General features: G+C 59.3%; 12 protein-coding genes. 9 read left to right on the top strand and 3 right to left on the bottom strand.

From position 1 onward, the window contains the following. Position 1: 1 nt before the first annotated feature. Genes NH448_RS07075 through NH448_RS07065 form a run of 3 tightly spaced genes read left to right on the top strand, consistent with a single transcriptional unit; the run spans position 2 to position 2,901 of the window. Complete coding sequence (locus NH448_RS07075; protein WP_045994001.1) at positions 2–595, top strand: sugar transferase; 594 nt, start codon at positions 2–4, stop codon at positions 593–595. Further along, positions 592–1,974, top strand: coding sequence for a lipopolysaccharide biosynthesis protein (locus NH448_RS07070; protein ID WP_045993992.1), 1,383 nt, complete (start codon positions 592–594; stop codon positions 1,972–1,974). The genes NH448_RS07075 and NH448_RS07070 overlap by 4 nt, the downstream gene beginning before the upstream one ends. A gap of 18 nt (positions 1,975–1,992) precedes the next feature. After that, on the top strand, positions 1,993–2,901 hold the full coding sequence (locus NH448_RS07065; RefSeq protein WP_083970536.1) for an ATP-grasp fold amidoligase family protein: 909 nt from the start codon (positions 1,993–1,995) through the stop codon (positions 2,899–2,901). Between the two features lie 65 nt (positions 2,902–2,966). Here the strand turns inward: NH448_RS07065 and NH448_RS07060 are convergent, their stop codons facing one another. Beyond that, positions 2,967–3,161 (bottom strand): hypothetical protein, encoded by a 195-nt coding sequence (locus tag NH448_RS07060; RefSeq protein ID WP_157033101.1) that lies wholly within the window; start codon positions 3,159–3,161, stop codon positions 2,967–2,969. A gap of 35 nt (positions 3,162–3,196) precedes the next feature. On the opposite strand from NH448_RS07060, the gene NH448_RS23640 reads away from it, so the two are divergent. The 5 genes from NH448_RS23640 (at position 3,197) to NH448_RS07040 (ending at position 8,311) form a co-directional block, all read left to right on the top strand. Next, positions 3,197–3,421 carry an ATP-grasp fold amidoligase family protein gene (locus NH448_RS23640; RefSeq protein WP_366077732.1) on the top strand — a complete coding sequence of 75 codons (225 nt, stop codon included), beginning with the start codon at positions 3,197–3,199 and terminating at the stop codon, positions 3,419–3,421. A gap of 67 nt (positions 3,422–3,488) precedes the next feature. Then, positions 3,489–4,376 carry a glycosyltransferase family A protein gene (locus NH448_RS07055; RefSeq protein WP_366077730.1) on the top strand — a complete coding sequence of 296 codons (888 nt, stop codon included), beginning with the start codon at positions 3,489–3,491 and terminating at the stop codon, positions 4,374–4,376. A 50-nt stretch (positions 4,377–4,426) separates the two neighbouring features. Further along, positions 4,427–5,536 carry a glycosyltransferase gene (locus tag NH448_RS07050; protein WP_045993876.1) on the top strand — a complete coding sequence of 370 codons (1,110 nt, stop codon included), beginning with the start codon at positions 4,427–4,429 and terminating at the stop codon, positions 5,534–5,536. Between the two features lie 142 nt (positions 5,537–5,678). Beyond that, positions 5,679–6,914 carry a glycosyltransferase gene (locus tag NH448_RS07045; RefSeq protein WP_052704444.1) on the top strand — a complete coding sequence of 412 codons (1,236 nt, stop codon included), beginning with the start codon at positions 5,679–5,681 and terminating at the stop codon, positions 6,912–6,914. A 203-nt stretch (positions 6,915–7,117) separates the two neighbouring features. Beyond that, entirely contained in the window at positions 7,118–8,311 is a 1,194-nt protein-coding gene (locus tag NH448_RS07040) for a DegT/DnrJ/EryC1/StrS aminotransferase family protein (protein ID WP_045993357.1), read from the top strand. 300 nt (positions 8,312–8,611) lie between these two features. Here the strand turns inward: NH448_RS07040 and tviB are convergent, their stop codons facing one another. Next, a complete protein-coding gene (tviB, locus tag NH448_RS07035; protein WP_045993356.1) occupies positions 8,612–9,898 on the bottom strand; it encodes a Vi polysaccharide biosynthesis UDP-N-acetylglucosamine C-6 dehydrogenase TviB in 1,287 nt (428 codons plus the stop codon). Positions 9,899–9,934: 36 nt separating this feature from the next. Then, entirely contained in the window at positions 9,935–11,905 is a 1,971-nt protein-coding gene (locus NH448_RS07030; RefSeq protein ID WP_045993359.1) for a nucleoside-diphosphate sugar epimerase/dehydratase, read from the bottom strand. Between the two features lie 609 nt (positions 11,906–12,514). On the opposite strand from NH448_RS07030, the gene NH448_RS07025 reads away from it, so the two are divergent. Then, positions 12,515–13,528: an NAD-dependent epimerase gene (locus NH448_RS07025; protein ID WP_045993355.1), complete on the top strand. Its 1,014-nt coding sequence runs from the start codon at positions 12,515–12,517 to the stop codon at positions 13,526–13,528. The last annotated feature ends 1 nt before the right edge of the window (position 13,529 follow it).

Raw genomic sequence — 13,529 nt, 5'->3', positions numbered from 1 at the left:
GATGGCCAAGCGTTGTCTGGATGTGCTGGTGGCCGCCTCGTTGCTGGTTCTGCTATTCCCCTTGATGCTCGGCATCTGGGGACTCGTCCGGCTGAGGCTTGGCAAGCCGGCCTTCTTCTTTCAGTGGCGCCCTGGGCTGCATGGCCGTCCCTACCGCTTGATCAAGTTCAGGACCCTCGCCCAGCGCTGTGACGAGCAGGGACGCACGCTGCCCGACGAGCAGCGCATGACGACGCTCGGGGGCTGGCTGCGGGCGTCCAGCCTGGACGAGCTGCCCGAGCTCTGGAACGTGCTGAAAGGCGAGATGAGTCTGGTCGGGCCACGCCCGCTGCTGATGGAGTACCTGCCGCTGTATGACCGGGACCAGGCACGTCGCCACGAGGTACGACCGGGGATTACGGGCTGGGCCCAGGTCAACGGCAGGAACGCGCTTTCCTGGCGCGAGCGCTTCCAGCTTGACGTCTGGTACGTGGACCACCACAGCCTGGCGCTCGATATCCGGATACTGGCCATGACGGTCGTCAAGGTGCTGCGCCGCGAGGGTATCAGTGGCCAAGGAAGCGTCACCATGAAGCCCTTTCGAGGCAATGAATGACGCCCCGGGATACCGACTCGGTGGCCGCGGTCTTGCCGCAACGGGGCTGGCTGATAGCGCTCAGACGTCATCGCTTGCTGTCCCAGGTGTTGCTGGTAGCCGGTGGCACGGCGGGGGCTCAGGCGCTGAGTCTGGCCTTTGCACCACTCATCACCCGTCTGTTCAGCCCTGACGCCTTTGGCCTGGCCGGTTCCTTCAGCGCCCTGGTCAGTGTCGTCGCGCCGCTGGCGGCCCTGACCTACCCGGTCGCCATGGTGTTGCCGCCGCGCGACGAAGACGCCCGGGGGCTGGCCCGGCTCAGCATGGGGTTGGCGGTGCTGCTGGCGCTGGCCGCCGTGGCGGCGCTCACTGTGCTGCAACCACTACTGGATCGGCATCTCGATCCGAGGCTTGCCGCCATGCTGATCTGGCTGCTGCCTGTGGCCATGCTGCTGGCGGCCATGCAACAGGTCATGCAGCAGTGGCTGATTCGGCGTCAGCGATTCGGGGTGACGGCCAAGGTGGCGATGATCCATGCCCTGGTCCTCAACCTGGCCAAGGCGACCGGCGGAGTGCTGCATCCGGTCGGGGTGACGCTGGTACTTGTCACCGCCGCCGCCAGTGGGCTTAACGCCTTGCTGCTGTGGTGGGCAGACCGGCGACTCGGTGATGGTCTGGTCGGCGAGGGCCGGGGCGCCCCATGGCGGGAACTGGCGCGTCGCCACCGTGACTTTCCCTTGTATCGCGCACCCCAGGTGACGCTCAACGCCTTGTCGCAGTCGTTGCCGGTGTTGTTGCTGGCGGCATTCTTCGGTACCGCAGCCGCCGGGCATTACAGCCTGGCGGCCTCGGTACTGGCCGCGCCCATGGTGCTGCTGGCGAAGTCGGTCAACGACGTCTTCTATCCCCATGTGGCCTCGGCGGTCAACCGCGGCGAGCCGATTACCGCGTCACTGGCGAAGACCACCCTGGTGATGGCGGCGGTGGGGCTCGTCCCCTTTGGCGCCATGGTGGTGCTGGGGCCCTGGCTGTTTGCTCTGCTGTTCGGTGACCCCTGGTGGCAGGCGGGCGAGTACGCACGCTGGATGGCGGTCTGGCTGTACTTTGCCTTTCTCAACAAGCCCAGTGTGGCCTCCATCGCCAGTCTGGGCCTGCAGCGGGGTTTTCTGATCTACGAGGTACTCAGCGTGCTCGGCCGTGTGGCCGCGCTGTATGTGGGGTTTCGGGTGTATCACAGCGATCTCGTTGCGGTGGTGGCCTTCTCTCTGGTCGGCGCCATGCTCAATCTGGCGCTGGTCGGTGTGACCCTGTTGCGGGCAAGACGGCGCGACCATCAGCTTCTCAGGAATCCTGGTGCACTACATGGTGATGGGAGTTGTGGCTTACGTAAGGAAACGTAGAGGTAAACCGTGGTGGATATGTTCGAAAAGCTAGTTAATAAAGGCTGGATTCTTTTGCAGCAGTGGTTTTTTCTCGCCATCAATCATGCATCTCCGAGGCTGGCTACGAAACTCTTGCATTCATTCAAAACAGGTCGGCGACTTAGGCTGGATCCTCCCATTGAGTTCAACGAAAAGCTACAATGGTTAAAGCTTTACGGGAATCAATACGATGTTACTCGGTGTGCTGATAAGTTTGAACTCAGGAGTTTTGCAATTGATCGAGGGTGTGAGTCAGCGCTGACATCCCTAGTGGGTGTATACACCAGTGTGGATGATATCTGTTGGGATGATTTGCCTGATCGTTATGTCGTCAAGTGCACCCATGGTTGTGGTTACAATGTAGTGGTAGGTGATAAGTCAAAGGTTGACGTTGTCTCTGTTTCTCGTAAGTTGAGGAAGTGGTTGAAGAGAAAGTATGGGCGGAAAAATCTTGAATATCACTATGATGGTATTCAGCCACGTGTGATTATAGAAAGATTTATAGAAGGTGAAGATGGAGGCTTGCCGCTGGACTACAAAGTTTATTGTTTTTCCGGAAGACCAGCAGTGGTTCTGGTATGCAAGAGGAACGGATACGATTTAAAGATGAATTTTTATCGTCCTGATTGGGTTTTGCTGCCTTTGAATGAAAAAGAGGATCAGATTGATGGGGTGGTAGAAATACCAAAATCGCTCGAACACATGCTCGACTATTCAGCTCGTTTGTCGAAAGGGTTTATTTTTGTACGTGTAGATTTTTACGATAGCGGAGGAAAAGCAATCCTTGGCGAGATGACGTTTACGCCTGGTGGTAACATGTCATCAAGATATAATGAATATGGGCAGAGGTATCTCGGAGATCTTGTCGAGATTACTGGATGTTGTTGCAAGGATCGTCTCATTTAAAAATTTTAAGCGATATTTTGTGTTTGTTGGTGATGTGGAGGCTCTGGATGACACTGTCGAAACTTTCATACATTTTGCAGGCCCGGTGCTGGACTATGATATTTGGGCTGGTCGATAGAGTTTCCAGTGTTTGGGCTACAAAGTTGCTGCATTACAAGGTTGCTGGAAGGCGTCTTGACTTGCGCGCTCCCAGGAAGTTTGATGAAAAGCTTCAATGGCTGAAGCTGTATTGCAAGAATCCGTTGGTTGTCGAGTGTCATGAAAAACCTTCCCTGAAGAGGACGTCCCCGTAATTATGGACGAGAAACTTCTGAAGAAACCCGAGTGTCTGGACGCTATGTTGGCATGTGATAAAGAACTTTCTTCGCCATTTCCTTATGTTCGTGTTGACTCCTATATTGAGAAGGGGCGCCTGTTGCTCGGCGAAATGACTTTCACCCTCTCCGCAAATATGGATGATGGTTATAGTGGGAAAGGGCTACGGTACCTTGGTGAACTGTTACACCTACCTGATGTGTAGAAGCATGTTAGAAATATAGTTTTAAAGCTTCGCTAATGACTGTCAGCTTCGACTGCGGGGAGGCGCCTTGGAAACATCAATCTTGGAAACACCAATTGTTACAGTATATGTTCCGACCAAAAATAGGCGTCATCTTTTGGAGAGGTGCCTCGAGTCGATACTGAATCAGTCATACAGGAGACTGGACGTAATTGTGGTCGACGACGGCTCAAATGATGGAAGTCTGGAATATCTGGAAGTTGTATCTCGCAGGGATGAAAGACTGAGAGTCTTGAAGAACTCGAAAGAGCCAGGGGCCTGTGGAAGCCGTAATACCGCTATTTTTTCGGCGAAGGGAAAGTTGATTACTGGAGTTGATGACGATGATTATCTACTTCCTTGGTACATCGAATGTTTCGTAAAAAATTGGGAAAAACGCTCGCTTGGTGTAGTTTTTTTATATTCCCACCAGCGTGTTTTGATGGAGGGTGGGGGCGTAAAAAGAAAGAGGAAAAAGTGCCATATTAGAAACGCCGATATTTTGATATGCAATAACTGGGTCGGGAATCAGGTCTTTACGTCGACATCATTGTTGCAGGAGGTAGGAGGGTACGATCCGAACTTTCCAGCGTGGCAGGACTACGAGTGCTGGTATAGACTTCTGCTGCTGTCAGCCGGTACGGCGCAGTGTTCGGATATGGACGGATATATCATGGATGTAAGTCATGGGTTTCACCGTATAAGTTCTCAAAAGGTCGAAAAAATTCGCGCGGCCTACGTCCTGTTTTGCGATAAACATCGATTGTCGGACCGTAAAAGAGATATTCTTTCGTTAAAACTTAGGAACTATGACAGGAAAGCACCATCTCCAAAAGCTATCTTGCAAAGTATTGTAATGTATCCGTTTTATGACAATGTGAAAAACGCTTTTTTCTTGCTGCTATCTTACGTGCGTCGTTCTTTCCTTCTCCGATAGCCAATGCACAGACGAATGAGCGGAAAAATAATTAATGGGATGCGCTCCTTATGAAAATTGCCTTGTTTCTGCCGTCGCTGCGGGGCGGCGGCGCGGAGCGGGTCATGGTGCTGCTTGCCAATGGCTTCGTTGCGGCCGGGCATGATGTGGACCTGGTCACCGCCAGCGACGAGAACGTCTACCAGGCGGAGATCGCCCCCGGCATACACCACGTCAGCCTGGGCGCCTCCAGGGTCGCCAGCAGTCTGCCTGCGCTGGTGCGCTATCTAAAGCGCGAGCGGCCCGCTGCCCTGTTGTCGGCGATGGGCCACGCCAACGTGGTGGCGGTGGCGGCGCGGGCGCTGGCCCGCCTCGACTGTCGACTGGTGGTGACCGAGCACACCAACTATTTTGCAGTGACCGCCAGAAACACCGGATTCAATGCCCGGGTGATGCGGCGGCTGATGCGCCATGCCTATCTGCGAGCCGACGCCGTGGTAGCGGTCTCCCAAGGTGTCGCCGATGACCTGGCCAGAGGCCTGGCGCTGGCCCCCTCTCGGATCGAGGTCATCTTCAATCCCATCGTCGACAAGCGGCTGGTGCAGCTCGCCGAGTCGTCGGTGGAGGATATCGGCGAAGTCGGCATCGTCGCGGTGGGACGCTTGATCGAACAGAAGGGTTTCGACGTGCTGATCGACGCTCTGGCACGCCTGCGTCAGCGCCATGAGCACCGAGAGGTGCGACTGACGATTCTCGGCGAAGGACCGCTGCGAGACACGCTGCTTGACCAGGCGCATCGTCTCGGGGTGGCTGACGCCGTATCGCTGCCCGGGTTCGTCGACAATCCTTTTGTGTATATGCGCAAGGCCCGGGTCTTCGCGTTGTCGTCCTACGCCGAGGGGTTGCCTAGCGTGCTGATCCAGGCGATGGCCTGCGGCACCCCGGTGGTAGCGACTGACTGCCCCTCGGGCCCTCAGGAAATTCTCGAGGGCGGGCGCTGGGGGCGGCTGATTCCCATGGGCGACAGCGAAGCGCTTGCAGACGCGCTCGAGGAAGTGCTGTCGCGTGACGAGCATCCACCGGTTCACCAGCGCGCCGCCGATTTTGGCGCCGAACTGGCCGTCGAGCGCTACCTTGTTCGCCTGAACAGCGGCGTATCGTCGATGGCGTCGCTGGGCTGAGTTCTGATGCCCCTGCGCAAGGCTCTGTGCTCGGGCCATCCGCGGCAAATCTCGGCCACCGCCATTTCCGTGGCGCCTCTTCGGTTTCCCTGAGCGACTGCGTTGTTGTCGCTTTCTTGCCCATCACAGGATGTGTCTGCCCATGTCTGTGCGTGTACTTCATGTCATCACCGGACTCGGTACCGGTGGCGCGGAGCGAAATCTCTACAATCTGCTGGCCGCAGGCGTCAGTGCCCCGGACGAGGTCGCAGTGATCGCCCTGATGGACGAGGGTAGCTACGGGCCACGTATTCGCGAGCTGGGCATCGAGGTCCATGCCCTTGGCATGCGCCAGGGAATTCCCGCGCCCTGGACCCTGCCTCGTCTGGGTGCTCTGGTGCGACGTTTCGCCCCTGACGTCATTCAGGGCTGGATGTACCACGGCAACCTCATGGCCAGCATGGCGGCTCGCCTGTGCCGCCAGCGGCCGGCGGTGAGCTGGAACGTGCGCCAGTGCCTCTACCAGATCGAGCGCCACAAACCATTGACCCGGTGGGCCATTCGCGCCAACCGACGGCTCTCGGGCGGGCCCGGGGCGATCGTCTTCAACAGTCGCCTGTCTCGGCGGCAACATCGCGACTTCGGCTTCCGCGATGACGCAGTACTGGTCATTCCCAACGGCTTCGATACCGCCGCCGTGGCGCCGGATTCGGCCAGCCGGCAACAGGTGCGGAAGCGTCTGGGGTTCACCGATGAACAACGGGTGGTGGGGCATGTGGCCCGATGCCACCCGATCAAGGATCATCCCAATCTGTTGCGGGCCTGCGTCACCGTCGCCGAACGAATGCCTCTGGCACGCTTTCTGGTGGTCGGTCGTGGCGTCGATTTCGATGCGCCGGAGCTGGCCGGCATCGTGCCGGACGAGTACCGCTCGCGCTTCTTGCTGACGGGTGAGCGAGACGACGTGGGTGAGCTGATGCAGGCGATGGATGTGTTCTGTCAGAGTTCATGGCTCGAGGCCTTCCCCAATGCCCTGGCGGAGGCCATGGCCTGCGAACTGAGCTGTGTGGCGACCGATGTCGGTGACAGCGACTACATCCTCGGTACCAGCGGACGCATCGTGCCACCACGAGATAGCCAGGCCCTCGCCCGGGCCTTGCTGGAAGCCTTGAACGAACCTGCCGACAGGCGCCGGGAACGGGGACGAGAGGCAAGAGAGCGCATCGTGAGCGAGTTCGGACTTGATCAGGTGGTTGAGCAGTATCGGCAGTTGTACCAGCGGATCGGCCTTCCGGCGCAGATCGGTAGCCTGCCGTCTGCACCGTCCTCTGAAGCATCGACCGAAACAGTTTCCGAAACAGCTTCCGAACCAGCTTCTGGACCATCGACTCGACCATGAGTCACGCCACGTGCGCTGAGTGGGAGCGAGTTTACGACAGCGTCCCATCTTCGTATCCGGGGACGCCCCGACAAGACCTCCGTAGAAGGGTGTAAATGAGCATGTTGATCCGATTTTTAACGCCGTATTACCGAGCGTAGGCACTTTTCAGACAAGCCCCAGCCGGTGGTACCCCGACAAGACCTCCGTAGAGAAAAGCCCCTATGCTCAATGGCCCCTTCGCACCCTGGCCCTGCTTCGATGAAGGCGACGCCGAGGCGGTATCGCGCGTGCTGCTGAGTCAACGCGTCAATTACTGGACCGGCGACGAGGGCCGCGAGTTCGAACGCGAATTCGCCGCCTGGACAGGCGCCCACCACGCTGTCGCCGTAGCCAACGGCACCCTGGCGCTGGATCTGGCGCTGCATGCCCTGGATATCGGACCAGGGCATGAGGTGATCGTGACCCCCAGGACCTTCCTGGCGTCGGTGTCGGCCATCGTCAATGCGGGCGCTACCCCGGTGTTTGCCGACATCGAGCGTGACTCTCAGAACCTGTCGGTCGCCAGCGTCGAGGAGTGCCTGAGCCCACGCACCCGCGCCATCGTCGCCGTCCATCTGGCGGGCTGGCCCTGTGACATGGATGCCCTCGGTGAACTGGCGCAGACCTTTGGTCTTTCCATCATCGAGGACTGCGCCCAGGCACACGGTGCGCGCTATCGTGGCCGCAGCGTCGGCACCTTCGGTGATGTGGCGGCCTGGTCATTCTGTCAGGACAAGATCATGACCACCGGCGGGGAAGGGGGCATGGTCACCACCGACGACCCTGGGCTGTACCGGCGTATGTGGGCCTACAAGGACCACGGCAAGAGCTGGGAAGCGGTCCATGAGCGGGCCCACCCGCCGGGGTTCCGCTGGCTGCACGACAGTTTCGGTACCAATTGGCGGATGACCGAGATGCAGGCGGTGCTGGGAAGACGCCAGCTCGCGCGCATGGCTCAGTGGAGTCAGCGCCGCCGCGCCAATCTTTACGCCATTCTCGACGCCGCCGATCGCTGTCCGGGACTGCGGGCTCCGCGTCCGCCCGAACACATCGTCCATGCCGGCTACAAGGCCTATGTGTTTGTCCGTCCCGAACGCCTGGCCGAGGGCTGGAGCCGCGACGCCATCATGCAGTGTCTCAATGCCCAGGGGGTGCCCTGTTTCAGTGGCAGCTGCTCCGAGGTCTACCGGGAACGCGCCTTCGACAACACTCCCTGGCGCCCGGCGCGGCCGTTGCCGGTGGCCAGGGAACTGGGAGAGACCAGCCTGATGCTGCTGATCCATCCGACCCTGACCGAGGAACAGATGGACAAGACCTGTCGGGTGCTCGAGGAGGTCATGGCGCGGGCAACGCAGCCTGCACTCTGTCCCGAGTGACGTTGTCGCTGTGGGGCTGTCGACGTCAGTCTGTTGAGCCTGTGGAACGCTGTTGAGCGTGGCCGCGGCTACGCCTCTGGAAAAACCGCAATGGGCAGGGCCTTCGGGTCTTGCCCATTGCGTTTCTGGGGCACCATTTTGGCTGTCTGCCGGGCACCTCTTGCACCTGCGCCGCCTCAGCGATTGGCCAGGCGGCAGCGGAAGGAAGGGACGCAAGGCGATGGCCGCTGCAAGATGCCCGGGCGTGGCTACGGACGCTAGAGGCGCAGATACAGATGCCCCCAGGCGTAGTGACAAAGGCTAGAGGCGCAGATCCGCCGCGCCCTTGGGCAGCAGATACTTGAGGTCATACAGCACGTGTTCCGGCTTGCCCCAGCCGCGGATTCGCTCGACCCCGATATCACGGAATTCGTGGTGAGCGACGGCGATGATGACGGCGTCGTAGGCGCCGGGTTCCGGTTCGTCGACAGGGCGAAGGCCAAAGGCGGCCACCGCCTCGTCACGGTCCACGTGGGGGTCGAGCACGTCCACCGCCACGTTGAACTCGCGCAGCTCGTCGATGATATCGATGACACGGGTATTGCGCAGGTCCGGGCAGTTCTCCTTGAACGTCAGGCCCATGATCAGTACCCGGGCATCCTGCACATGGATGCGTCGCTTGGCCAGGCACTTGATCAACTGATTGGCCACGTAGGCGCCCATGCCGTCATTGATACGGCGGCCGGACAGGATGACCTCGGGATGGTAGCCAACCTGCTGCGCCTTGTGGGTCAGATAGTAGGGGTCCACGCCGATGCAGTGCCCGCCCACCAGGCCAGGACGGAAGGGCAAGAAGTTCCATTTGGTGCCGGCCGCTTCCAGCACCTCTTCGGTGTCGATGCCCAGACGCTCGAAGATGATGGACAGTTCGTTGATCAAGGCGATGTTGACGTCGCGCTGGGTATTCTCGATGACCTTGGCGGCCTCGGCCACGGTAATCGAGCTGGCCCGGAAGGTGCCGGCGGTGATGACCGAGGCGTAGAGCTCATCGACGAAGTTGGCGCTGGCCGGCGTCGAGCCGGAGGTCACCTTGCGGATGTTGGTGACCCGATGCTCGCGATCACCGGGATTGATGCGCTCCGGGCTGTAGCCGGCGAAGAAGTCGCGGTTGTAGCGCAACCCGGACAGCTTCTCGATGACCGGGATGCACTCGTCCTCGGTGGCGCCAGGATAGACCGTCGACTCGAAGATCACGATATCACCCTTGGCAATCACCCTGCCCACCGTGGCACTGGCCCCCAGCAACGGTGTCAGGTCGGGATTGTGCTGGGCGTCGATCGGGGTGGGGACCGTGACGATGTAGACATTGGCGTCGGCCAGCCTGGCCGGCTGATAGGTGAAACTCAGCAGCGGCGCCAGGTTCAGCTCGCCTGGTGTCACTTCTCGCGTGGTATCGATACCGTCGTGCAACTGAGCGATACGCTCGGCACTGATATCGAAGCCCAGAGTGGGGTAGCGCTTGCCGAATTCGACCGCCAGCGGCAGGCCGACATAGCCAAGCCCGATGACCGCGATGCGTGCCTTGTCCAGCGTCAGTGAATGTTCCATGGGGGCCTCGTGTCAGCAGAACCTGGGGGATCGGCGCTAGAGTGGCTTTGCCGCAAGCGCAAGGGGGGCAGGACTGGGGTCTGCGGCGCCAGCGAGTCGTCGTGTCGGTGAGGCTGGCTGGGCCATGTGCTGGCGCCAGACAAGATCGGCGATACCCCCGGTAGGGCTGTAACCGGTGGGCGGCAGGCGCAGCAGTTCCCTCACGCGCTCGAGTTCAGCGCTGTCCAGTGCCGAGCGCAGTTGCTCCAGGTAGGGGGCCAGTTGCGACCAGGACCAGTAGCCTTCGTTGGCGGTCATGATCCGAGGGTGCTCCGAGGGCTGGTCGTTCTGTCCGATCAGCAACTCCTCGTAGAGCTTTTCGCCGGGACGTAGTTGGGTGAAGACGATGTCGATCTCGCCATGGGGGTTGTCGGCCGTGCGAGGCTCCAGCCCCGACAGCCGAATCATCTGCCTGGCGAGATCGAGAATCTTCACCGGTTGCCCCATGTCCAGCACGAACACGTCTCCCCCCTGGCCCATGGCGCCTGCCTGGATGACCAGTTGCGCCGCTTCCGGGATGGTCATGAAGTAGCGGGTGATCTCGGGATGGGTCACGGTGACCGGGCCACCTTGTTGAATCTGGCGCCGGAACAGGGGAATCACCGAGCCGGAGGAACCCAGCACGTTGCCGAAGCGCACCATGCAGAAGCGGGTGGTCGACGATTGCTCGGCCAGCGCCTGACAGACCAGCTCGGCGAGGCGCTTGCTGGTGCCCATGACGTTGGTGGGGCGCACCGCCTTGTCGCTGGAAATCAGCACAAAGGTCGATACCCCACTGTCGATCGCCGCTCGCGCAGCGGCCAGGGTGCCAAAGGTATTGTTCTTGAGGCTTTCGACCATGTTGTGCTCGACCATGGGCACATGCTTGTAGGCGGCGGCATGGTAGATGGTGTCCACCTTGAAGCCCTGCAGGATGATGCGAAGACGCTTCTGATCCTGGATCGTGCCGAGAAATGGCTTCAGCTCAACAGCAAGGCTCAGGCTGTCCAGGAACCCCAGAAGCTCCTGTTCGATCTGGTACAGCGAGTACTCGCAGCTATCGAAGAGCAGCAGTTGGCGTGGACGTTGAGCCAGTATCTGTCGGCACAATTCCGACCCGATCGAGCCGCCGGCACCGGTCACCATGACCACCTGGTCGCGGATATTGGCGTCCATCAGATCCTGTCGCGGGGGGACCGGGTCACGGCCCAGCAGTTCTTCGACACTGACGTCACGAATATCTTCGATCTTCGCTCTGCCCTGCACCACATCATCCAGGCGTGGAATGGTCTGGATCGTGATATTGAGGGGTTCCAGTGACGCCACTATCTCCTGGCGACGTCTGCGTCTGGCACTGGGAATGGCGAGCAGGATCTTTTCGATGTTTAGGCGCTCGACCAGCTTTGCAATATGACGAGGAGAGTGGACCTCGAGACCTTCGACATGGGTACCCTCCATGCCGCGCCAGTCATCGACGAAGGCCACCGGGAGGTAGTCACTTCCCTGGCGAAGAGAGGCCACCAGCTTGCAGCCTGCAGAGCCCGCACCATAGATAAGCACCCTGGGCTTGTCCTTCATCAGACGATGCTGGTAGAGGCTTCTCAGGGCAAAACGCGTGCCGCCGGTCAGCAGCAGGCTGAGCAGGAAATAGTCGAAAAGGACACCTGCAGGAAGCGGGGAGAATATCGCGCGGCCAAGCAGGTCAAGCACCAGCGTCGAGGTGGCGACGCCAATGAACAGGGTCACGATAGCGCGGCTTCCGACGTATCTGAGTACGGCGCGATAGAGGCCTAGCTTGATAAAGACGACCAGGGATATCGCCGTGACAAGTACATTCAAGGCGTAGGCGGAAGGGGCGCGCACAAAAGCGCCAAAAAGCCCATTGATAGCCATGGATACGACGAGGCTGGTCTCGATAAGCATGATATCGGCGACGAGCTGAAATATCCTTTTCTTGCGACGAGGGAGTCGCAAGGCGGCTTCGATCATGTTGCCCATGGTAGGGATCCCCTGCTTGGAAAATCGTCCATATTTTAGGATTTTGTTTGGACGACTGTGCTGTTTCCTCGTTGTCTGGATTGGCTTTGCGACGTGCTATTCCTTTCCTGCATCATATCTGCATTGAAATATTTAACCAGCGTCAAAAAAATCCCATTGGTTGATGGTTTTGATAATTGGTTAACGAGATTTAGAGAAGTCATTTTCATGCGTGAAATTAGTGGTGTGCGTATGAAGTGAGGGTATGAAATGAGTCACGTCATGGCGGCGAAATTCTTAGATGTCCAAGGGAAATGTGTTCCTCCTCCATTGAAGTCAATGCAAAGGTGTTGATAATGGCGGGTATGCAGGGGTTTCGTAAGATTTACTGTGCAGGAAGTTAAAAAGTGTGCAGTTGTAGTCTGTTGGTGGGAGGAGAAACGCGGTTGATTGATACGGCAAATATTATTAGAGACTTTGCCGTAGAGCATTAGATATTGACCAGTCGTCGGACTAGTGATGCCCTGTTGGTGTTCGGTTCAGGGCGTCTACAGTACGGCGGTCAAACGTGGCGAGAGTGCCGTGGACGGATCTTGCCAGCACCATGGGAGTAGGGAACAGATGAAGGTGCTTGTTACCGGGATGGCAGGGTTCATCGGCTCGACGCTGGCCGCACGTCTGGCCCGTGACGGGCTTGAGGTGGTCGGTGTGGACAACCTCAATGACTACTACGACGTGTCCTTGAAGAAAGCGCGGCTGGCACGTCTAGAAAAGCTGCAGAACGTACGTTTCGTGCGGCTGGATCTGGCCGATCGCGAGGGTGTCGACCGGCTGTTTGCCGACGAGCGGTTCGATCGTGTCGTGCACCTGGCGGCACAGGCGGGGGTAAGGTACTCCTTGACCCATCCCCACGCCTACGTGGATGCCAATCTGGTGGGGCATCTCAATGTGCTCGAAGGATGCCGGCACCAGCAGGTAGAGCACCTGCTCTATGCCTCGTCCAGCTCTGTCTACGGCATGAATCAGGTGGTGCCCTTCGCCACACGCGACAATGTCGACCATCCTGTCAGCCTCTACGCCGCGACCAAGAAGGCCAACGAGCTGATGGCGCACACCTACTCCCACCTCTACGGATTGCCGACCACCGGACTCAGGTTCTTCACCGTCTACGGCCCCTGGGGGCGACCGGACATGGCGATGTTCCTGTTCACCAAGGCGATCCTCGAAGGTCGTCCGATCGACGTCTACAACCACGGGGAGATGTCGCGGGACTTTACCTATGTGGACGACATCGTCGAGGGCATCGTGCGCTTGCTGGAAGTGGTCCCCAGCGCGGACCCCGACGTCGGCGTGGTCGACGACTCACCGGATCGCAGCAGTGCACCCTACGCACTTTACAACATCGGACACGGTAGCCCGGTGGGGCTGATGGACTTTATCCATGCCATCGAGGCGGCACTGGGGCGCAAGGCCGAGTACAACTTCCTGCCGATGCAACCGGGCGATGTTCCTCGGACCTGGGCCGACACCACTGCACTGTATCGCGCTACCGGCTATCAGCCGCGCATCGGGGTCGAGGAGGGCGCGGCTCGATTCGTCGACTGGTATCGCTCCTATCATGGCATCGTCGCCTGAG

Source organism: Halomonas sp. OfavH-34-E, from assembly GCF_024124525.1.
Classification (GTDB): Bacteria; Pseudomonadota; Gammaproteobacteria; order Pseudomonadales; family Halomonadaceae; genus Halomonas; species Halomonas litopenaei.
The sequence above is the reverse complement of the archived record's forward strand: the minus strand, read 5'-3'. Positions and strand labels throughout refer to the sequence as shown.